The 19,500-nt window shown below is 73.9% G+C and carries 20 protein-coding genes and 2 pseudogenes; 18 read left to right on the top strand and 4 right to left on the bottom strand.

What is annotated here, in order from left to right; genetic code table 11:
* Positions 1–5: 5 nt before the first annotated feature.
* Positions 6–1,697, bottom strand: coding sequence for a nitrite/sulfite reductase (locus ABD223_RS14045; RefSeq protein ID WP_344036601.1), 1,692 nt, complete (start codon positions 1,695–1,697; stop codon positions 6–8).
* Between the two features lie 313 nt (positions 1,698–2,010).
* Between ABD223_RS14045 and hemW the strand changes: the two genes are divergently transcribed.
* Positions 2,011–3,225 (top strand): radical SAM family heme chaperone HemW, encoded by a 1,215-nt coding sequence (gene hemW / locus ABD223_RS14040; RefSeq protein ID WP_344036600.1) that lies wholly within the window; start codon positions 2,011–2,013, stop codon positions 3,223–3,225.
* 57 nt (positions 3,226–3,282) lie between these two features.
* Here the strand turns inward: hemW and ABD223_RS14035 are convergent, their stop codons facing one another.
* Complete coding sequence (locus ABD223_RS14035) at positions 3,283–4,020, bottom strand: GNAT family N-acetyltransferase (RefSeq protein ID WP_344036599.1); 738 nt, start codon at positions 4,018–4,020, stop codon at positions 3,283–3,285.
* 109 nt (positions 4,021–4,129) lie between these two features.
* Here ABD223_RS14035 and hrcA point away from each other — a divergent pair, with 109 nt between their 5' ends.
* The 10 genes and pseudogenes from hrcA to ABD223_RS13985 all read left to right on the top strand — a co-directional run bounded on the left by hrcA (position 4,130) and on the right by ABD223_RS13985 (position 12,804).
* Positions 4,130–5,155: a heat-inducible transcriptional repressor HrcA gene (gene hrcA, locus ABD223_RS14030; RefSeq protein WP_344036598.1), complete on the top strand. Its 1,026-nt coding sequence runs from the start codon at positions 4,130–4,132 to the stop codon at positions 5,153–5,155.
* Between the two features lie 82 nt (positions 5,156–5,237).
* A complete protein-coding gene (gene dnaJ, locus ABD223_RS14025) occupies positions 5,238–6,386 on the top strand; it encodes a molecular chaperone DnaJ (protein WP_344036597.1) in 1,149 nt (382 codons plus the stop codon).
* Positions 6,383–7,117, top strand: a complete 735-nt coding sequence (locus ABD223_RS14020) for a 16S rRNA (uracil(1498)-N(3))-methyltransferase (protein ID WP_344036596.1) — start codon at positions 6,383–6,385, stop codon at positions 7,115–7,117. Before dnaJ ends, ABD223_RS14020 begins: the two co-directional genes overlap by 4 nt.
* Positions 7,118–7,311: 194 nt before the next feature.
* Positions 7,312–8,001, top strand: a complete 690-nt coding sequence (locus ABD223_RS14015) for an alpha/beta hydrolase family protein (RefSeq protein WP_344036595.1) — start codon at positions 7,312–7,314, stop codon at positions 7,999–8,001.
* Positions 8,002–8,011: 10 nt separating this feature from the next.
* On the top strand, positions 8,012–8,353 hold the full coding sequence (locus ABD223_RS14010) for an HIT domain-containing protein (protein ID WP_344036594.1): 342 nt from the start codon (positions 8,012–8,014) through the stop codon (positions 8,351–8,353).
* A gap of 208 nt (positions 8,354–8,561) precedes the next feature.
* Positions 8,562–9,302, top strand: a pseudogene (locus tag ABD223_RS14005) (PhoH family protein); the annotation flags it as partial.
* A 930-nt stretch (positions 9,303–10,232) separates the two neighbouring features.
* Positions 10,233–10,586, top strand: a pseudogene (locus ABD223_RS43845) (PhoH family protein); the annotation flags it as partial.
* Between the two features lie 5 nt (positions 10,587–10,591).
* Positions 10,592–11,164 (top strand): rRNA maturation RNase YbeY, encoded by a 573-nt coding sequence (gene ybeY, locus ABD223_RS13995; RefSeq protein ID WP_344036593.1) that lies wholly within the window; start codon positions 10,592–10,594, stop codon positions 11,162–11,164.
* Between the two features lie 16 nt (positions 11,165–11,180).
* A complete protein-coding gene (locus tag ABD223_RS13990) occupies positions 11,181–12,479 on the top strand; it encodes a hemolysin family protein (RefSeq protein WP_344036915.1) in 1,299 nt (432 codons plus the stop codon).
* Positions 12,472–12,804 (top strand): cytidine deaminase, encoded by a 333-nt coding sequence (locus ABD223_RS13985; protein WP_344036592.1) that lies wholly within the window; start codon positions 12,472–12,474, stop codon positions 12,802–12,804. Before ABD223_RS13990 ends, ABD223_RS13985 begins: the two co-directional genes overlap by 8 nt.
* Here the strand turns inward: ABD223_RS13985 and ABD223_RS13980 are convergent.
* Positions 12,801–13,655, bottom strand: coding sequence for a C39 family peptidase (locus ABD223_RS13980; protein WP_344036591.1), 855 nt, complete (start codon positions 13,653–13,655; stop codon positions 12,801–12,803). The genes ABD223_RS13985 and ABD223_RS13980 overlap by 4 nt on opposite strands.
* A 156-nt stretch (positions 13,656–13,811) precedes the next feature.
* Here ABD223_RS13980 and era point away from each other — a divergent pair, with 156 nt between their 5' ends.
* The 6 genes from era to ABD223_RS13950 all read left to right on the top strand — a co-directional run bounded on the left by era (position 13,812) and on the right by ABD223_RS13950 (position 17,352).
* Positions 13,812–14,708, top strand: a complete 897-nt coding sequence (gene era / locus ABD223_RS13975; RefSeq protein WP_344036590.1) for a GTPase Era — start codon at positions 13,812–13,814, stop codon at positions 14,706–14,708.
* Entirely contained in the window at positions 14,709–15,461 is a 753-nt protein-coding gene (gene recO / locus ABD223_RS13970) for a DNA repair protein RecO (protein WP_344036589.1), read from the top strand. It begins immediately after the preceding gene.
* 39 nt (positions 15,462–15,500) lie between these two features.
* Positions 15,501–16,322, top strand: coding sequence for an isoprenyl transferase (locus tag ABD223_RS13965; RefSeq protein ID WP_344036588.1), 822 nt, complete (start codon positions 15,501–15,503; stop codon positions 16,320–16,322).
* Positions 16,323–16,345: 23 nt separating this feature from the next.
* Entirely contained in the window at positions 16,346–16,744 is a 399-nt protein-coding gene (locus ABD223_RS13960) for a hypothetical protein (RefSeq protein ID WP_380646080.1), read from the top strand.
* Complete coding sequence (locus ABD223_RS13955) at positions 16,744–17,004, top strand: hypothetical protein (protein ID WP_344036585.1); 261 nt, start codon at positions 16,744–16,746, stop codon at positions 17,002–17,004. Before ABD223_RS13960 ends, ABD223_RS13955 begins: the two co-directional genes overlap by 1 nt.
* A gap of 75 nt (positions 17,005–17,079) precedes the next feature.
* Positions 17,080–17,352: a hypothetical protein gene (locus ABD223_RS13950; RefSeq protein ID WP_344036584.1), complete on the top strand. Its 273-nt coding sequence runs from the start codon at positions 17,080–17,082 to the stop codon at positions 17,350–17,352.
* Positions 17,353–17,387: 35 nt separating this feature from the next.
* Here ABD223_RS13950 and ABD223_RS13945 read toward each other — a convergent pair whose 3' ends face one another.
* Entirely contained in the window at positions 17,388–18,899 is a 1,512-nt protein-coding gene (locus ABD223_RS13945) for an SEFIR domain-containing protein (RefSeq protein WP_344036583.1), read from the bottom strand.
* Positions 18,900–19,066: 167 nt separating this feature from the next.
* Between ABD223_RS13945 and ABD223_RS13940 the strand changes: the two genes are divergently transcribed.
* Entirely contained in the window at positions 19,067–19,492 is a 426-nt protein-coding gene (locus tag ABD223_RS13940) for a hypothetical protein (RefSeq protein WP_344036582.1), read from the top strand.
* Positions 19,493–19,500: the final 8 nt, after the last annotated feature.

Genomic DNA, 19,500 nt, shown 5'->3' with positions numbered 1-19,500 from the left:
CCCGCTCATCGCAACGCGTCCTCGTCGGCGCGGGTGACCCACTGCGCGAACCGCTCGTCGGGCTCGCGCTGTGCCACGAAGTTGCGCACCACCCGCTCGACGTAGTCCGACAGCTCGTCCGCGGTGACCTTGTGGCCGCGCAGCTTGCGGCCGAACCCGGCGTCCAGGCCCAGGCCGCCGCCCAGGTGCACCTGGAAGCCCTCGACCTGGTTGCCGTCGGCGTCGGTGACGATCTGTCCCTTGAGACCGATGTCCGCGGTCTGGATGCGGGCGCACGAGTTCGGGCAGCCGTTGATGTGCACCGAGACGGGCGCGGTGACACCGGCGACGACGTCGGCCAACCGCGTCTCCAGCGCCGACACCAGCTCCACCGCGCGGGCCTTGGTCTCGACGATGGCGAGCTTGCAGAACTCGATGCCGGTGCACGCCATGACGCCCCGCCGCCACGGCGACGGCTCGGTCTGGAGGCCCAGCTTGGCCAGGTCGGCCTGGAGGGCCTTGACCTCGCCCTCCGGCACGTCCAGCACGACCAGCTTCTGCTGCGGGGTCAGCCGGACCCGGCCGGACCCGGCCCGCTCGACCACCTTGGCGACCTCGACCAGCGTCGAACCGGACACCCGGCCGGCGATGGGCGCGGCGCCGACGTAGTACAGGCCGTCCTTCTGCCGGTGCACGCCGATGTGGTCGCGCGGCACGTCGGGCACCTCGGGCGCGGGGCCGTCGAGCAGCTCCCGCTTCAGGTACTCGGTCTCCAGGACCTCGCGGAACTTCTCCGGGCCCCAGTCGGCGACCAGGAACTTGATCCGCGCCCGGTGCCGCAGCCGGCGGTAGCCGTAGTCGCGGAAGACCGCGATCACGCCCTCCCACACGTCCGGCACCTCGTCCGGCGGCACCCACGCGCCCAGCCGCTTGCCGATCATCGGGTTGGTGGACAGGCCGCCGCCGACCCACACGTCGAAGCCGGGGCCGTGCTCGGGGTGGTCGACGCCGACGAAGGCCACGTCGTGGATCTCGTGCGCCACGTCCGGCAGGCCCGAGATCGCGGTCTTGAACTTGCGCGGCAGGTTCGAGTAGCGCGGGTCGCCGATGTAGCGGCGCAGGATCTCGTCGATCGCGGGCGTGCCGTCGACCACCTCGTCCTCGGCGATGCCCGCGACCGGTGAGCCGAGGATCACGCGCGGGCTGTCGCCGCAGGCCTCCATCGTGGTCAGCCCCGCGGCCTCCAGCTTCTGCCAGATCGTCGGGACGTCCTCGACGCGGATCCAGTGGTACTGGACGTTCTGCCGGTCGGTGATGTCGGCGGTGTCGCGGGCGTAGGTCTGGGACAGCTCGCCGATCAGCGCGAGCTGCGACGTGGTGAGCCGGCCGCCGTCGATGCGGACGCGCAGCATGAAGTACTCGTCGTCCAGCTCCTCCGGCTCCAGGGTGGCCGTGCGGCCGCCGTCGATGCCGGGCTTGCGCTGGGTGTAGAGCCCGTACCAGCGGAAACGGCCGCGCAGGTCGGCCGGGTCGATGGAGTCGAAGCCACCGTGGGCGTAGATGTTCTCGATCCGCGCCCGCACGTTGAGCGGGTTGTCGTCCTTCTTGCTCCGCTCGTTCGGGTTCAGCGGCTCGCGGTAACCCAGCGCCCACTGCCCCTCACCTCGGCGCTGCTTGGCGCGAGGCGGCTTGCTCGCCGAGGTCGTCGGGGGGACCATCCTCGTCCTCCGGGGATTCGGGGCGCTGGGCGCGTGCGAGTCCCGGGGCGAGCCGCGGTGGGGGTCTCGTCAGCGCACCCGGACGCCGACGTGACTACAGGTCAGGCGCGGGTCAGGCCGAACAGCGGCACATCGCGCTGGAAACGCGACGGAAGTCGACGTGGCGGCGGACCACCAGGCGGATTCCGTTCGACGTCATGGCCTCAGCGTGCCACGCGTCCACCCCGTGGTCCACCTCCATCCGCATCGTGGGACGCGGCTCACGGGGGTGGTATGGGCTGGTAGACGGGGCGCGGGTGGGAGACTGGAGGCCATGCCCTCCGCCCTGCCCGCCGGTGATCCCGCGCCCCCCGACGGCTCGCTGCCCGCCACCGCCCTCGCCGGACTGGGCTCCCGGCCGTTCGGCGTGTACGTCCACGTGCCCTTCTGCGCGACCCGGTGCGGTTACTGCGACTTCAACACCTACACCGCCGGTGAGCTGGGCAGTTCAGCCTCGCCCGAGTCGTGGCTGGAGGGCCTGGGGCGCGAGCTGGACCTCGCCGCGCGGGTCCTGGGCGCGCCGCCCGCGGCCGAGACGGTGTTCGTGGGCGGCGGCACGCCGTCGCTGCTCGGGGCCGACGGGCTGGCCGCCGTGCTGGACGCGGTGCGCGCCTCGGTGGGCCTCGCGCCGGGCGCGGAGGTCACCACGGAGGCCAACCCGGAGTCGACCTCGCCCGCGTTCTTCGGCTCCCTCCGTGACGCGGGTTACACCAGGGTGTCGCTGGGGATGCAGTCCGCGGCCCGGCACGTGCTCGCGGTGCTCGACCGGTCCCACACCCCGGGCCGGCCGGTCGCGGCGGCGCGGGAGGCCCGGGAGGCGGGCTTCGACCACGTCAACCTGGACCTGATCTACGGCACGCCCGGCGAGACCGCCGACGACCTGCGGGCGTCGCTGGACGCGGTGCGCGACGCGGGCGTGGACCACGTCTCGGCGTACGCGCTGATCGTGGAGGAGGGCACCGCCCTGGCCCGCCGGGTGCGGCGCGGCGAGCTGCCCATGCCCGACGACGACGTGCTGGCCGACAAGTACGAGCAGGTGGACCGCGCCCTGACCGGGCAGGGTTTGCGCTGGTACGAGGTGTCGAACTGGGCGGCGGACGCGGCGGCCGAGTGCCGGCACAACCTGCTGTACTGGCGGGGCGCGGACTGGTGGGGCGCGGGTCCCGGCGCGCACAGCCACGTCGGCGGCGTCCGCTGGTGGAACGTCAAGCACCCGGCGAAGTACGCGGGGCTGCTGGCCGGCGGCGCGTCGCCGGCCGTCGGGCGCGAGGTGCTGTCCGAGGACGACCGGCGCGTGGAGCGGGTGCTGCTGGAGCTGCGCCTGGCCGCCGGCCTGCCGCTGGGCGCGCTCGACGACGACGGGCGGGCGGAGGCGAGGACCGCGGCGGCGGACGGCCTGCTCGACCCGGCGGCGCTGGGCGCGGGGCGGTGCGTGCTCACCGACCGGGGCCGGCTGCTGGCCGACGCGGTGGTGCGCAGGCTCACCTGAGCGCGGCGGTGCGGGCGGGACCGCCCGTCGCGGTCGCCCCGCCCTGCTCCTCCGGCGTCACTTCTTCAGCGTCGTGGAGGCCGACTCGCCGATCGTCCGGTACCCCAGCGGCCCGTACAGGCGGGTCACCTTCCCGTCCGGTTCGGTCTCCAGGAACGGCCGCAGCCCTGCCGCGAGCACCCGCGCGGTCAGGTCCGCGCACACCGCCGACGCGATGCCCCGCCCCCGGAACCCCGGCAGCACCGCGATGCCCGCCACCTGCGCCAGGCCGTCCCTGGGCGCCGTGTGCGCGCCCGCGCCCACCGGCTCGCCGTCCAGCCGGGCCAGCACCACCACGCCGCCCTCGCGCAGCAGCTCCCGCTGCCGCGCCACGTCCGGCTCGCCCGGCTCCCCCTCGACCCCGAACGCCGCGTTCTGCACCGCGGACGCGGCCAGCAGGTCCTCGTCCGAGGTCGCCGGACCCAGCGCCAGCCCGGCCGGCGGCTCGGGCGCGCGCAACTCGTCGAGCGCCATCATCGGCAGCAGCTGGTCCACCTCGAACCCGGCCGCCGCCAGCGCCGCGTCCACCGCCCCCGCGGGCCGCAGGTACTCCAGCCGGGGCGTCCTCGAACGCTCGCGGAAGGCCGTGACCAGGGCTTCCACCTCGGCCGCGGTCGGTTCGGCGCCGTCGTCGGGCACCGCGTAGTTCAGGTACGGGTTGTCGCTGTGGGCGTCGAAGTGGGCGAGGAACGGCCCGACGCGCACCGCGCCGGCCCTGATCGACTCGCGCAGGTTGTCCTGGATCCGGAGCAGCACACCCGAGGTTGTCCCACGGGTCGCCCGCCGGAGGCGAACGACTTTTACGAAGATGGCGCCCACCTCCGTAAACTCGGGGGGAGGAAGTCCGGTCCGGTGGAGGTGTCGCGTGGTGAACGCCGATGAGCGCAGGTTCGACGTGCTGCGCGCGATCGTCGCCGACTACGTGTCCAACCACGAGCCGGTCGGTTCCAAGGCCCTCGTCGAGCGCCACAACCTGGGTGTGTCCAGCGCCACCGTGCGCAACGACATGGCCGCGCTGGAGGAGGACGGCTACATCACCCAGCCCCACACCAGCGCGGGCCGGGTGCCGACGGACAAGGGCTACCGCCTGTTCGTCGACCGGTTGAGCGAGCTCAAGCCGCTGTCGTCGCCCGAGCGCAAGGCCATCCAGAGCTTCCTCGAAGGCGCTTACGACCTCGACGACGTGCTGCGCCGCAGCGTGCGGCTGCTCGCCCAGCTGACCCGCCAGGTCGCCGTGGTCCAGTACCCGACGCTCAGCCGCTCCACGGTCCGCCACCTGGAGGTGCTGGCCATCACACCGGCGCGGCTGATGCTGGTGCTGATCACCGACACCGGCCGGGTGGACCAGCGCTCGGTCGACCTCGGCGACGTGATCACCGAGGAGAACGTGGCCCGGATGCGGTCGGTGCTGAACGCGGCCATGGTCGGCAAGCGGCTCGCCGACGCCTCGGCCGAGGTCGCCGAGCTGCCCGACCAGGCGCCGGCCGAGCTGCGCGACGCCATGACGCGGGTCAGCACGGTGCTGATCGAATCCCTGGTCGAGCACCCCGAGGAGCGCCTGGTGCTGGGTGGCACGGCGAACCTCACCCGGAACGTGGCAGACTTCCCCGGTTCGCTGCGCCAGGTGCTGGAGGCGCTGGAGGAGCAGGTCGTGGTGCTGAAGCTGCTGGCCGCCGCCCGCGACCCCGGCACGATCCTGGTGCACATCGGCGAGGAGAACGAAGCGGCGGAGATGCGCAGCACCTCCGTCGTGTCCATCGGCTACGGCAGCCGGGACAACCTGCTCGGCGGCATGGGAGTGGTGGGACCTACCAGGATGGACTACCCGGGCACGATGGCGGCCGTTCGCGCGGTCGCCAACTACGTCGGTGAGATCCTGACCGGGCGGTGACGACGGGGGAACACCGCGGTCCCGCAGGACGTTTCGCAAGCGAGCGAGCGCGTGCCCGAACGCGCCCGCAGGAGGAAACACGGTGGCGAGGGACTACTACGGCACGCTCGGTGTCTCCAAGAACGCGACACCCGAGGAGATCAAGCGCGCCTACCGCAAGCTCGCGCGGCAGCTCCACCCGGACGTCAACCCCAACGAGGAAGCGCGCTTCAAGGAGGTGACCGCCGCCTACGAGGTCCTGTCGGACCCCAAGAAGCGGCAGGTCGTCGACCTGGGCGGCGACCCGCTGGAGCCCGGCGGCGGCGGAGCGGGCGTGCGCGACCCGTTCGCGGGCTTCGGGCTGGGCGACATCATGGACGCGTTCTTCGGCGCGGGCGGCGGCAGCGGCCGCGGGCCGCGCAGCCGCGTGCAGCCCGGCTCGGACGCGCTCATCCGGCTGTCGATGACCCTGGAGGAGTGCGCCGCGGGCGCCGCCCGGGAGCTGACGGTCGACACCGCGATCCTGTGCGACCGGTGCGTGGGCGGCGGCACCGCCGAGGGCTCGTCCCCGGTGCGGTGCGACACCTGCGGCGGACGCGGGGAGGTGCAGTCGGTGCAGCGGTCCTTCCTGGGCCAGGTCGTCACCGCGCGCCCCTGCCCGGTGTGCCGCGGCTTCGGCGAGGTCATCCCCGACCCGTGCCAGCAGTGCGCGGGCGAGGGCCGGGTGCGCTCGCGGCGCACCATCTCCGTGCAGATCCCGGCCGGCGTGGCCGAGGGCATGCGCGTGCGGCTCGCGGGCCAGGGCGAGGTCGGCCCGGGCGGCGGACCGGCCGGCGACCTGTACGTCGAGGTGGAGGAGGTGCCGCACGAGGTCTTCGAGCGCGACGGCGCCGACCTGCACTGCTCGGTGCGCGTCCCGATGACCACCGCCGCGCTGGGCGCGGTGCTGCCGCTCCAGACCCTGGACGGCGAGGAGGAGCTGGAGATCGAGCCCGGCACCCAGCCGAACACCGAGCTGGTCCTGCCCGGGCGCGGCATGCCCCGGCTGCGCTCCAGCGGCCGCATCGACGGCCGCGGCGACCTCCACGTCCACCTGGAGGTCGTGGTGCCGACCAAGCTCGACACCCGGCAGGCCGAGCTGCTGCGCGAGCTGGCCGTGGCGCGCGGCGAGGACGAGCCGACCCTCGCGCACAACGGCAAGGGCGGCGGCGGGCTGTTCTCCCGGCTGCGCTCCGGGCGCAACCACCGGTGACCCTGCCGGTCTTCCTCGTGGCCGCACTGCCCCCCGGCCCGTCGGCGCTGCTCGACGGGCCGGAGGGGCGGCACGCGGCCACCGTGCGCCGGTTGCGCGCGGGCGAGGAGCTGGTGCTCTCCGACGGTTCGGGGGACCAGGCGCGGTGCGTGGTCACCGAGGCCCGGAAGGACGCCCTGGCGCTGGAGGTCGTCGAGCGCTGGACCGTGCCCGAGCCCGCCGTGCGCGTGGTCCTGGCGCAGGCCCTGGTGAAGGGCGACCGCGGCGAGCTGGCCGTGGAGCTGGCCACCGAGGCGGGCGTGGACGCCGTCGTGCCGTGGCGGGCCTCGCGCTGCGTGACCAAGTGGGACGACGGGCCGCGCGGCGCCAAGGCCCTCGAACGCTGGCGCGGCACCGCGCGCGAGGCGGCCAAGCAGGCCCGGCGCGCCCGCGTGCCCTCCGTCGCCGCGCCCGCCTCCACCGCCGAGCTGGCCCGGTTGGCCACTTCGTCGGCGACGACATTGGTTTTGCACGAATCATCTTCGTCGGGCCTCGGATCGGTTCCGCTGCCCGCGTCGGGTGACGTCCTGCTGGTCGTCGGACCCGAAGGCGGCATCACCGACGAGGAATTGTCGACGTTGATCGCGGCGGGCGCGCACGCGGTGCGACTGGGCCCTGACGTACTGCGCGCGTCGACCGCCGCGGCAGTCGCTTTGGGTGCGCTGGGTGTGCTGACCGATCGCTGGCGGTAATGGTTCCCGCCCCTTCTGGCGAATGGTCGACACAGGGGTTACGCTCATGGCCAGAGGGGTCGTCCCGGTTAACCGGGATCGGCTCCCCGACCCCAGACTCGCCGGACACCTCCCCCCTCGGTCCGGCGCCGCCGCGTCGCGGTGGGACGACCCCCAGGTCCCATCGCGACGCGGCCCTTTTTTGTGATCTTTTTGTGACGAGGTTTTCATTGCGCATCACCTACGGGGCGCACCCCAGCCAGTTCGCGGAGTTTTCCACGCCGTCCGGTGAATCGTTTCCGGTGATCGTGGTAATCCACGGTGGTTTCTGGCACCAGCGTTATGGGCTCGAACTCGGCCGCCCCCTGGCCGTCGACCTCGTCGCCCACGGCGCCGCCGCCCACAACATCGAGTACCGGCGGGTAACCGGAGGTGGCGGCTGGCCCGCCACCGGCGACGACGTCCTCGCCGCCATCGACGCCCTCGACCCCGCCCTCGGCCCCGTGGTCACCCTCGGTCACTCCGCGGGCGGCCACCTCGCCGTCTGGGCCGCCGCCCGCCACCCCCGCGTGATCGGGGCCGTCGCCCAGGCGGGCGTCCTGGACCTCCTCGCCCACCCCCAGATCACCCGGCGCGCCGCCGAACTCCTCGGCGGCGCCCCCCACGAGGTCCCCGAGCGCTACGCCGACGCCTCGCCCGCCGCCCTGCCGCCCCTCGGCAAACCCGTCGTGCTGGTCCACGGCACCGCCGACGAGGACGTCCCCTTCGAGCAGAGCGCCGCGTTCGCCCGCGCCTCGGGCGCCGAACTGGTCGAGCTGCCCGGCGCCGGCCACATGGACCTCGTCACCGTCGGCACCGAAGCGTGGGCCGCCTGCCGCGACGCCGCGCTGCGCCTGGCCCGCTAACCTGCCGCGCATGTCCGACTGCCTGTTCTGCCGCATCGTCGCCCGCGAGATCCCGGCCACCGTGGTGCACGAGACCGACACCACGCTGGCGTTCCGGGACATCGCGCCCCAGGCGCCCACGCACGTCGTGCTGGTGCCCAAGACCCACGCGAACGACGCCGCCGCCCTCGCCGCCGCCGCACCCGGCGTCCTCGACGACCTGTTCCGGGCCGCGGGCGAGGTCGCCGAGGCCGCGGGCGTCGCCGACAGCGGCTACCGCCTGCTGTTCAACACCGGCCCCGACGCCGGCCAGACCGTCTTCCACGCCCACCTGCACGTCCTCGGCGGACGCCCCCTCGGCCCCCTGGCCTGACCCGGGGCCCGCACCACCCCCGCCCCGGCCCGCACCCGCCGTGGCTCGACGCCGCCGGCACCGTGCTCACCCCTCCGGAGCGCACCCGTCCTGTCCAGCGGGTTCCCAACTCCGGTGCGCACTGTCGGTACGGGCGGCTAGCATCGACGCAGCAGCCGAGTTCACCCCGAGCGCGGCGCAAAAGCGCAGGAAGAGGGCCCGAGGCCACGTGGCCGGTACCGCTGACAACACGCCGCAGGCAGGCCGGGCCGCGGCCGATGCCCAATCCCCGGACGCCCAGCCCTGGGACGCCCAGTCCAAGTTCTCCGTGCCCGACGGCGCGGTGCTCGCCCTGCTCGGGTCGCGCGACGAGAACCTGCGCCTGGCCGAGGAGCTGCTCGACGCCGACGTGCACGTGCGCGGCAACGAGATCACCCTCTCCGGCCAACCCGCCGACGTGGCGTTCGCCGAACGGGTCTTCACCGAGCTGGTCACCCTCGCCAGCCGCGGCCAGCAGGTCGGACCGGACACGGTCCGCCGCACCGTCGCGATGCTGTCCGCGGGCACCGCCGAGTCGCCCGCCGAGGTGCTCAGCCTCGACATCATCTCCCGGCGCGGCCGCACCATCCGGCCGAAGACGCTCAACCAGAAGCACTACGTCGACGCGATCGACCAGAACACCGTCGTGTTCGGCATCGGTCCCGCCGGCACCGGCAAGACCTACCTGGCCATGGCCAAGGCCGTGCAGGCGCTCCAGGCCAAGCAGGTCAACCGCATCATCCTGACCCGCCCGGCGGTCGAGGCGGGCGAGCGGCTCGGCTACCTGCCCGGCACGCTGTACGACAAGATCGACCCGTACCTGCGCCCCCTGTACGACGCCCTGCACGACATGGTGGACCCCGAGTCCATCCCGCGGCTGACCCAGGCGGGCACGATCGAGGTCGCCCCGCTGGCCTACATGCGCGGCCGGGCGCAGCCGGTGTTCACCGGGGTGCTCACGCCGGAGGGCTTCCGCCCGATCGGCAGCCTCCGGGTCGGCGACCTGGTCATCGGCTCGAACGGCGAGCCCACGCCGGTGCTCGGCGTGTACCCGCAGGGCGAGAAGGACGTCTACCGCGTCACCGCCCAGGACGGGGCCTCGACGCTGTGCTGCGGCGACCACCTCTGGACGGTCCGGACCGCGTCCGACCGCCGGCGGAACAAGCCGTGGCGGGTGCTGGAGACCAAGGAGATGATCGGCGACCTCCGCGCCGCCCACGCGCGGCGGTACGAGTTGCCGCTGCTCAGCGCACCAGTGCGCCACCCGGAGCAGGAGGTCCCGATGGACCCCTACGCCCTGGGCCTGCTGCTGGGCGACGGTTGCCCGACGGGCGCCACCACGCCGTCGTTCGCCACCGACGACCCGGGGGCGGCGGTGGCGGCGGGAGCGGTCCTCCCGACGGGTGCGCCCGGTTGCCGGGTGGCGGCGGCGGGTGGCGGGTCCGTCCCGGCCGCGTACCACGAGAACGCCGTCGAGATCCGGCTCGGCGTGCTCCAGGGCCTGCTGGACTCCGCCGGTGAGCCGGTGGAGCAGGCCGGGGGCGCCTGCCTCGTGCGGTTCACCACCTCGTCCGCCCTGATCGGCGACGACGTGGTCGACCTGGTCCGCTCCCTGGGCGGTGTCGCGGAGGTGGCGGTGGCTCCGGCCGACCCGCACGTCGTCGACATCCGCCTGCCCGAGGGCGTCGAGCCCTTCCGGCTCGCCCGCAAGCGCGACGCGTACCGCGCGGCGGGGGGTGGCGGTCGACCGGTGCGGTTCATCGACAGCATCGAGCCGGCCGGTCGCACCGAGGCCGTGTGCATCCAGGTGGCGGCGGCCGACTCGCTGTACGTCACCGAGGACCACCTGCTGACGCACAACACGCTCAACGACGCGTTCATCATCCTCGACGAGGCGCAGAACACCACGCCCGAGCAGATGAAGATGTTCCTCACCCGCCTGGGCTTCGGCTCGAAGGTCGTGGTGACCGGCGACGTCACGCAGGTCGACCTGCCCGGCGGTCAGCGCAGCGGCCTGAAGGTGGTCAAGGACATCCTCGACGGCGTCGAGGACGTCCACTTCTCGATCCTGACCAGCAACGACGTGGTCCGCCACCGCCTGGTCGCGGACATCGTGGACGCCTACGAGAAGTGGCAGGTCGAGCAGGACGAGGGCGACGCCGGGCACCACGGCGGACCCGGTGCGAGGTCGCGCGGGCAGCGCCGGGGACGATAGGCGCCGTGAGCATCGAGATCGCGAACGAGTCGGGCGTCGGCGTGGACGAGCCGTCCATCGTGGCCGCCGCCCGGTTCGCCCTGGACCGGATGGGCGTGAGCCCGTTGGCCGAGCTGTCCGTCCTGCTGGTGGAGCTGGACGTGATGGCGGACCTGCACCAGCGCTGGATGGACCTGCCCGGTCCGACGGACGTGATGGCGTTCCCGATGGACGAGCTGGACTCGGCTCGGCGGCCGGACGCGGCGGGGTTGGGGCCGGCGCTGCTCGGCGACATCGTGCTGTGCCCGGAGTTCGCCGGCGACCAGGCGAAGAAGGCCGGGCACAGCCTGTTGGACGAGCTGCACCTGCTGACCGTGCACGGCGTGCTGCACCTGCTCGGCTACGACCACGCCGAGCCCGCCGAGGAGCGGGAGATGTTCACGTTGCAGAACCGCATCCTGGGCGACTTCCGCACCGCGGCGGCCGAGGCGGCGCGCCAGTCGGCCCAGCGGGAGGCGGACTCGAAGCTGCTCGGGGCGGTGGGGTTGGAGGACTCGGCGGGTCCGGAGGACCCGGCCGGGCCCGGACCGACGACCTGAGGCGGCGGGGGTGGCGATAGCCGGTTCGGCCGGCCTGCTGGTCATGGCCGTGGTGCTGGTGCTGGGCGCGGGTGTGTTCGCGGCGGCGGACGCGGCGCTGGGCACGGTGTCGCGCGCGCGGGTCGAGGCGTTGCAGCGGCAGGGCCGGTCGGGCACGAGCCAGCTGATCGCGCTGCTGGCGGACCGGCCGCGGCACGTGAACCTGCTGCTGCTGTTGCGGCTGGGCTGCGAGCTGGCGGCGACGGTGCTGGTGACCGTGGTGTGCTTCCGGCTGGTCGAGACCGGCTGGGTGGCGGTGCTGGTGGCCGGGCTGAGCATGCTGGTGGTGTCGTACGTGCTGGTGGGCGTGGGTCCGCGCACGATCGGCCGGCAGCACCCGTACGCGGTGAGCCTGGTCGCGGCGGGTCCGATCCGGGTGCTGGGTCGGGTGCTGGGCCCGCTGAGCAAGCTGCTGATCCTGGTCGGCAACGCGATCACGCCGGGCAAGGGCTTCCGGGAGGGTCCGTTCTCCTCGGAGGTGGAGCTGCGCGAGCTGGTCGACATGGCCCAGGAGCGCGGCGTCGTGGACGAGGGCGAGCGGGAGATGATCCACTCGGTCTTCGAGCTGGGCGACACGATCGCGCGCGAGGTGATGGTGCCCCGCACCGAGATCGTGTGGATCGAGTCGGTGAAGTCGATCCGGCAGGCGCTGGCGCTGTCGCTGCGCACCGGGTACACGCGGGTGCCGGTGATAGGGGAGAGCGTCGACGACATCGTGGGCGTGGTGAACCTCAAGGACCTGGTGCGGGTGACGTTGGCGGAGGACCCGAACGGCACGCTGGTGTCGGACGTGATGAAGCCGGCGTCGTTCATCCCGGACTCGAAGCCGATCGCGGACCTGCTGCGGGAGATGCAGCTGTCGCGCAACCACCTGGCGGTGGTGGTGGACGAGTACGGCGGCACGGCGGGCCTGCTGACGATCGAGGACATCCTGGAGGAGATCGTCGGTGAGATCACCGACGAGTCCGACACGGACGACCGGCCGCCGGTGGAGCACCTGGCTGACGGTTCGGTGCGGGTGAGCGCGCGGTTGCCGGTGGACGACCTGGACGCGCTGTTCGGCACGGAGCTGGACGACCACGAGGTGGAGACGGTCGGCGGGCTGCTGGCGCAGCGGCTGGGCCGGGTGCCGCTGCCGGGCACGGAGGCGGAGATCGCGGGTCTGCGGATGCGGGCCGAGGGCGGCAAGGACGAGCGCGGCCGCATGCGCATCACCACGGTGCTGGTGCGGTCGGCGCACGAGGACGAGAGCGACGAGGAGACCCCCGGTGACTGAGCTGGACCCCGAGGACCAGAAGATCATCACGCTGGCGCGGTCGGCGAGGGCGCGGACGGGCGCGGCGGAGGGCGCGGCGGTGCGGGACACCGACGGCCGGACGTACGCGGCGACCACGGTGGCGTTGCCGTCGTTGAAGCTGACCGCGTTGCAGGCGGCGGTGGCGGCGGCGGTGTCCAGCGGCGCCGAGGGCCTGGAGGCGGCGGCCGTGGTGACGGCGGCGGGCGCGGTGGACGCGGACTCGGTGGCGGCGGTGCGGGACCTGGCGGCCGGTGCGCCCGTGCTGCGGGCGGACGCCTCCGGCGCGCTGGTGGAGACCGTCTAGAGCAGCACCCCGGCGCGGCCGAGGTCGTGGTCGTAGTAGGCGGCCAGGGTGGCGGCGGAGGCCCGGTAGACGATGGCCTGGGAGGCCGGGTCGAGCACGAGGTAGTCGCCGTCGTAGCCGGCCACGGTCAGGAAGTGCGGGACGTTCCGGCCGGACCACGGCAGGCTGACCATGTTGCCCGCGAGGACGACGGGCCGGCCGCCGCGCACGTGCGCGAGGGCGCGGTTGAGGTCGTTGAAGACGACGGTCGCGGTGACGCCGTTGCGGGCGAGGGCGCGCTTGACGTCGCCCTCGTTGGTGCCGAACTTGTTCGGGTCGTTCCACGACGGGTCGTAGCCCATGTCGGTGCGGGCCTGGTTGATGGCGGTGACGGGGCGCGAGGCGTTCCAGCCGCGCGGCGTCACGCCCGCGGCGAGCAGGGCCGAGACGACGCCGGCCGGTCCGCAGTCCTCGCCCTGGTTGGCCTGGCCGTGGAACTGGGAGACGGGGATGAGCGTGCCGCCCTGGCCGCCGCAGTCGGGCACGCCGGGGATGCGGTAGTCGTGGCCGGTGGCCATGTAGGCGTCGGCGAGGTAGCCGCCGAGGGCGGGCACGTAGTCCCACAGGTCGCTGGTGAAGCCGCGGGTGTTGGTCACGGACTGGCCGCGGACCTGGCAGGAGACGTCGACCCGCCGCCCGTCGAACACCAGGCCGAGCGAGCCGCTGGCACTGGTGGGGCGGGCGCGGACGGTGAGGCCGTCGCCGTCGGTGTTGCCGACGGTGGCGGGCGCGGCGGCAGCCGTGCCCGCGCCGCTGACCAGGGCGGACGCGATGAGCACGGATAACAGCAGCGGGCGGGGCAAGCTTTTCACGGGAATGCCTCTCAAGTGGTGGGTGGTTGGCCACTCCGAGTCGGTGGTGCGGGCGGTGGTTTCACGGCGGGGCGTGGGGGCTTCGTGGTGGCGAAGCGCGGGGCGGGTGTGGCAGGGCGGGCACGCGCGATCTGGGCCACCGGGGACAATGGGGGGATGGATGGTTACCGCTCAGGGTTCGCGTGCTTCGTCGGCCGCCCCAACGCAGGCAAGTCGACGTTGACCAACGCACTGGTCGGGACCAAGGTCGCGATCACGTCCAGCAAGCCGCAGACCACCCGCCACACCATCCGGGGCATCGTGCACCGGGAGGACGGCCAGCTCGTGCTCGTGGACACCCCCGGCCTGCACCGCCCGCGCACCCTGCTCGGCCAGCGCCTCAACGACCTGGTCCGGGAGACCTGGTCGGAGGTCGACGTGGTCGGGTTCTGCGTGCCCGCGGACCAGAAGGTCGGCCCCGGCGACCGGTTCATCGCCGCCGAGCTGGAGAAGGTCGCCAAGCGCACCCCGGTGTTCGGCATCGTCACCAAGACGGACCTGGTGAGCCAGCAGCAGGTGGCCGAGCAGCTGCTCGCGCTCCAGGCGGTCATGGGCTTCGCCGAGCTGATCCCGGTGTCCGCGGTGGACGGCTACCAGGTGGACACCCTGGCGGAGCTGCTGGTCGGGAAGCTGCCGGAGGGCCCGCCGCTGTACCCGGACGGCGAGCTGACCGACGAGCCGGAGCAGACCCTGGTCGCGGAGCTGATCCGGGAGGCGGCGCTGGAGGGCGTGCGCGACGAGCTGCCGCACTCGATCGCGGTCGTGGTGGAGGAGATGCTGCCGCGCGAGGGCCGCGACGACCTGGTGGACATCCACGCCAACGTGTTCGTGGAGCGGCCCAGCCAGAAGGCGATCATCCTGGGCCACCGGGGCGAGCGGCTCAAGCAGGTCGGCATCAACTCGCGCCGCCAGATCGAGAAGCTGCTCGGCACGCGCGTCTACCTGGACCTGCACATCAAGATCGCCAAGGACTGGCAGCGCGACCCGAAGCAGCTGCGCCGACTGGGGTTCTAGGTGGCCAACCTCTACCGGGACACCGGGGTGGTGCTGCGGGTGCAGAAGCTCGGCGAGGCCGACCGCATCATCACCCTGCTCACCCAGCGGCACGGCAAGGTGCGCGCGGTCGCCAAGGGCGTGCGCCGCACCTCGTCCCGGTTCGGCGCGCGGCTGGAGCCGTTCGCGCACGTCGACGTGCAGTTCTACCCGGGCCGGTCGCTGGACGTGGTGACCCAGGTGCAGACGGTGGACGCGTTCGGCGTGGTCCTGGTGGACGACTACCCGCGGTACACGGCGGCGTGCGCGGTGCTGGAGACCGCGGACCGGCTCACCGCGGAGGAGGGCGAACCGGCCCTGCGGCTGTACCTGCTGGTCACGGGCGCGCTGCGGGCGCTGGCGGCCAGGGAGCGGGACGCCGCGCTGGTGCTCGACGCGTTCCTGCTGCGGGCGATGGCGTTCGCGGGCTGGGCCCCGGCCGTCGACGAGTGCGCCCGCTGCGGCGACCCCGGTCCGCACAAGGCGTTCAACGTCCACGCCGGCGGCATGGTGTGCGCGCGGTGCCGGCCGCCGGGCAGCGCCACCCCGTCGGGTGACACGCTGCGCCTGCTCTCGGCCCTGCTGCACGGCCGGTGGGACGTGGTGGACGCGATCCCGACCGTCGCCCGCCGCGACGCGGGCGGCCTGGTCGCCGCGCACCTCCAGTGGCACCTGGAGCGGCAGCTGCGCTCGTTGCCCTTGGTCGAGCGCAAGGCCCGGTCGGCGGAGGGTTAGGCTCGCGCGTCCCCACTTGAGCACCCCGAGAGGACAGCCATGCTTCGCCGACGGCGGGCGGATCGCGTCGAGCGCGACCCCCGACCCCCGGAACCCCACCCCACCGGCGCGACGCCGCCCGACATCCCGGCGGACCTGGTGCCCAGGCACATCGCGATCGTGATGGACGGCAACGGCCGCTGGGCCAACCAGCGCGGGCTGTCCCGCATCGAGGGGCACAAGCGCGGCGAGGCCGTGGTGGTCGAGGCGGCCAAGGGCGCCATCGCGCTGGGCGTGAAGTGGCTGTCGCTCTACGCGTTCTCCACCGAGAACTGGCGGCGCAGCCCCGAGGAGGTGCGCTTCCTCATGGGGTTCAGCCGCGACGTGATCCGCCACCGCACCGACGAGCTGGACGAGCTGGGCGTGCGGGTGCGCTGGGCCGGCCGCCGGCCGCGGCTGTGGCGCAGCGTGATCAACGAGCTGGAGGTCGCCGAGGATCGCACGAAGGGCAACGACGTGCTGAACCTGGCGATGTGCATCAACTACGGCGGGCGCGCCGAGGTCGGTGACGCGGCCCGGGAGATCGCCCGGCTGGCCGCGGCCGGCAAGATCAACCCGGAGAAGGTCGACGAGCGCACGCTGTCCCGGCACATGTACCAGCCGGACATGCCGGACGTGGACCTGTTCATCCGGCCGTCGGGTGAGCAGCGCACGTCGAACTTCCTGCTGTGGCAGTCGGCGTACGCGGAGCTGGTGTTCCAGGACATCCTGTGGCCCGACTTCGACCGGCTGGACCTGTGGCGCGCCTGCGAGGTGTACGCCGGGCGGGACCGCCGCTTCGGCGGCGCGGTGGACAAGCCCGACGTGGAGGGTTCGGAGTGAGCGACGACGCCGAGGTGACCGGGATGCTGCTGACCGCGGCCCGCGAGGCGCTGGAGATGTTCCACGAGGTGCACGTGGACGACGACGGCGCGCTGAGCTTCCGGCACGGCGACGTGCCGTGCGCGGTGCAGGCGATGCGGCTGGCCGAGGGCCTGACCGTGCTCAGCCTGACGTGCGTGGTGGCGTGGGACCTGCCCAGCGACCCGAGCCTGGCCGTGTCCGCGGCCGAGCGCGCGGGCCAGGGCCTGTTCGGCACGCTGGGCGTGGTCCACACCGAGCGGGGCATGGACGTGACGCTGCGGTACGCGTTCCCCGCCGAGGGGCTGAAGGCCGAGCCGTTGAGCACGTTGTTGATGTTGGTCGTGTCCACCGCCTCGCAGCTGCGCAACGAGCTGCTGGCGGGAACCGGGGGAGGTGCCTGATGGCCGGTGTGGTGGTGTACGAGCCGGACGACGAGGACGAGGTCGACGGCCTGCCGTGGGCGGTGACGTTCGAGGCGTCCGCGGGTGAGGACTGGGCGTCGTTCGTGTGCGGGCCGTACGAGCGCGAGGAGGCCGTGGGGCTGGCCGAGGAGGTCCTGGCGGGCAGCCGCGGCGTGACGGCCGTGGTGGAGCCCCTGCTGCCGGTGGAGCGGGCGGAGGACGTGCTGGCCACGATCGCGGAGCTGCGCTCGGAGGACTGAGCCGGGCGCGCCGGGCCGTCGCCCGATCGGTCGTGACGGCCCGGCGCGGCTCGTGGCTACGGTGGCTGGACCGCCGTGTGCTCGACCCCCTCGGGCGCCGCCACGATCCAGGCCTCGGCCTTCCAGCTCGTCGGCGGCAGCGGCAGCGCCTCGGGCAGCACCACCCTCACGTGCTCCGACCAGCCGGTCGTCTGGGGGTTGGACGCGAACGACGGCCGGGTCAACTCCTGCGCCACGCCCACCCCGGGCATCGACTGCTCCACGTCCGGCTCGGTCGCCGGCGTCTTCGCGTCGCTGACCGAGGACGGCGCGGGCGAGGCGTTCCGGGGCGGCGTGTTCCCGACCTGACCCCGCCGGACGCGGTCGGGGAGCCGCGCCGGGGGTCAGGGCACGGCGCGGCGCAGGGCCAGCCGGCGGATGCCGGGCGCGGCGAAGTTGGGGTTGTCGGCCACGACCAGGTCCCGGCCGCCGGCGGCGAACGCCACGTGACCCTCGCGCCCGTCCGGGACGCCGAGGATGGCCTGGTCCGTGAAGCGGATCACGTGCATGGCGTGGTCGCGGTTGAGCGCGACGAGCGAGCCCGACGGGTCCAGGGCGACGCTGGGGTAGTAGGCGGCGTGCGGCGAGGTCCGGTGCGGGTCCCGCCGGTCCGCCCGCCACAGCTGGTAGTGACCGGCGCGGCCGCGGCCGCCGGTCGAGGTCGCGAACCGGTCGCCGTCCCACGAGGTCGCCAGGCGGGTCACGGGTCCGGCCGCGGTCCAGTCGCGCCGCGCGCCCGAGGCCCGGTCCAGCCGCGTGACCAGCGGGCCGCGGGCGAAGAACAGCGCCGTGCCGTCGCCCGAGGCGGCGACGGCGGTCACCGGCGCGCCGGGCGGCGACCACGGCGCGGCCACGGGCGCGCAGGACGCGACCGACCACGCGGTCAGCCCCGCGTCGTCCGCGGTCGCCACCGCGACCAGGTCGGCGCCGGGCAGCGGGGCCAGGCCGGTGATCTCGGCGGGCACCCGCACCTCGTGCGCCAGGGCGCCGGCGGGGAGGGCGTGGAACTTCAGGACCCGGCCGCAGCCGGTCACCGCCACCGCCCCGGGCGGGAGGGCGACGTGGGGCGCCCCGCCGCCGGTCCAGAACCCGGAGTCGGCCCGGACGCGGCTGAGCAGGACGGGGCGGTCCACGTCGTAGAACCACACCCGGCGGTCGTTGTCGGCGGTGGCCGGCCGGGCGCCGTCCGGCGAGGTCCACAGGCCCAGGCAGGCCGACGTGGGGCTGCGCAGGAACGGGTAGGTCGCGGACACCACGGGGTCCGGGGCGAGGTCCGGACCGGTGAGGTCCCGGGCGGCGGGGCCCGGACCGGTGGCCGCGGCGGGGCGCGGCGCGTCGTCCCGGCGCGGCAGCAGGGGCGGCGTGCCCAGCGCGGGCGGCGCCTCCCAGGGCTGGTCCAGCAGCACCCGCAGCAGGGCCTCCGCGCCCGGCACGGTGAAGTCCGACACCGCGTACACGGTGGACGTGGCCGGTGCGAGGAAGTCCGGGACGCCGGCCGTCGACTCACCGGGCAGGACGACGGGCAGGAACCGGTCCAGGGCGCGCTGGTCGGCGTAGAAGGCGTCCCGGATCAGCCGCGCCTCCCACTGCGCGCCGCGCCCGTCGGCGGGACCCGACCGCCCCTCCGCCCGCCGCCGGTACTCGGTCGACGCGATCACCAGCACGTGGTCGGCCGACCTGATCTGGTCCGCCATCCACAGCGCCCAGTCGGTCCGCCGCGACGCCGTCTCGCGGTCCAGGCGCACGTCGATCCCGCACTCCCGCAGGAAGACCCACAGCCGGCGCACCAGTTCGGCGTGCCGGTCCGACTCGTGGGCGTAGGAGATGAAGACCCGACGTGGACTGGTGCCGGTCACGGCGTTCCCCCTCGTGCTCGCCCCACGCCTGATGATCGCCCGGGGGACCCCCGGCGTTCCAGCCCCGCGCGCAGCCGCCCATCCGGGTCGTGGCCCGGTCGGGCGCTGCCGCGCGCCACCGGGCCGCGCTACCGTGGCCGGATCGTCGTGTCCTGGGAGGAGTCCCGATGAGACCGAGAACCCGAGCGATCCTGTGCGCCGCCGCGGTGGCCGCGGCCACCCTCTCCGCCGCCCCCGCCGCCTCGGCCGCGGCGGGCATCACCACCACGTGGGTCCAGGTCCACGGCGCCCAGTACGGGACGCTGTGGGTGGGGGGCACCGCGACCTGCTCCACCACCTCGGGCACCGCCGCGGTCAGGGTCTCGGCCTTCCAGATCCTCATGCACATGGCGAGCGACGCCGGCTCCACCACCATCTCGTGCGCGGCCCAACCCGCCCAGTGGTCCGTGCAGATGAGCCCCCAGGCCCAGTGCTTCTTCCAACCGCTCCTGGACCAGCGCTGCTTCATGACCAACTCGCAGGCGACCGTCCTCGCGGAAGTGGTGGAGAGCGGCGTGCCCACGGCGTCCTCGATGGGGGTGTTCGCCACCTGACCGCCGAA

This window comes from Saccharothrix xinjiangensis, from assembly GCF_039527585.1.
Classification (GTDB): domain Bacteria; phylum Actinomycetota; class Actinomycetes; order Mycobacteriales; family Pseudonocardiaceae; genus Actinosynnema; species Actinosynnema xinjiangensis.
This window is presented reverse-complemented; position numbering and strand designations above follow the sequence as displayed.

Excerpts from the sequence above, each read along its gene's own strand:
- ABD223_RS13965 (WP_344036588.1), top strand. The coding sequence starts at position 15,501 with ATGCTTCGCCGACGGCGGGCGGATCGCGTCGAGCGCGACCCCCGACCC.
- ABD223_RS13940 (WP_344036582.1), top strand. The coding sequence starts at position 19,067 with ATGAGACCGAGAACCCGAGCGATCCTGTGCGCCGCCGCGGTGGCCGCG.
- ABD223_RS13960 (WP_380646080.1), top strand. The coding sequence starts at position 16,346 with ATGCTGCTGACCGCGGCCCGCGAGGCGCTGGAGATGTTCCACGAGGTG.
- ABD223_RS14045 (WP_344036601.1), bottom strand. The coding sequence starts at position 1,697 with ATGGTCCCCCCGACGACCTCGGCGAGCAAGCCGCCTCGCGCCAAGCAG.
- hemW (WP_344036600.1), top strand. The coding sequence starts at position 2,011 with ATGCCCTCCGCCCTGCCCGCCGGTGATCCCGCGCCCCCCGACGGCTCG.
- ABD223_RS14010 (WP_344036594.1), top strand. The coding sequence starts at position 8,012 with ATGTCCGACTGCCTGTTCTGCCGCATCGTCGCCCGCGAGATCCCGGCC.
- ABD223_RS13955 (WP_344036585.1), top strand. The coding sequence starts at position 16,744 with ATGGCCGGTGTGGTGGTGTACGAGCCGGACGACGAGGACGAGGTCGAC.
- era (WP_344036590.1), top strand. The coding sequence starts at position 13,812 with ATGGATGGTTACCGCTCAGGGTTCGCGTGCTTCGTCGGCCGCCCCAAC.